This is a genomic window from Mesorhizobium sp. M1E.F.Ca.ET.063.01.1.1 (assembly GCF_003998155.1).
Lineage (GTDB): Bacteria > Pseudomonadota > Alphaproteobacteria > Rhizobiales > Rhizobiaceae > Mesorhizobium.
The window spans coordinates 1-407 of the sequence record NZ_RZSC01001715.1 but is presented as its reverse complement, the minus strand read 5'-3'; the positions used below and the strand labels follow the sequence as shown (position 1 = coordinate 407).

Sequence of the window (407 nt, the reverse complement as noted above, 5' to 3'; positions counted from 1 at the left end):
CTTCACTACCGATGTCGGGCAGACGCTCGGCGCCGGCATCTAGCGCCAGCGCCTTCTCGGCCTGCGCTATGCCGGCGCCGAGCGTCTGCCCGACATCGGTAGTGAAGTGCCAGGGCACCGCCGACAGGCAGACATAGGCGAGGCCGGCATAAGGCAGGCTGAACCCCGGCTCCAGCTCGAGGGCACGCTCAAAATGCCCCTGCGCCAGCTGATGATCGTCCCTGGTGAACCGGTAGGCATGCCACATGCCGCGATGGAACAGTTCCCAGGCATCGAGATTTTCCGGCCGCTTGCGCGCCGCGCTTTCGCGCTCCGCCGCCCGCACCTCGGCGTCGATGTTGGCGATGATGCGCCTCACCACCTCGTCCTGCAGGTCGAAGACGTCCTGCGCCGGCCGGTCATAGCGC

Annotated in this window: 1 pseudogene; it reads right to left on the bottom strand. The window is 67.3% G+C overall.

Going from position 1 to position 407, the window contains the following annotated elements:
• Positions 1 to 407 (bottom strand): annotated as a pseudogene (locus EOA29_RS42035) (adenylate cyclase); the annotation flags it as partial.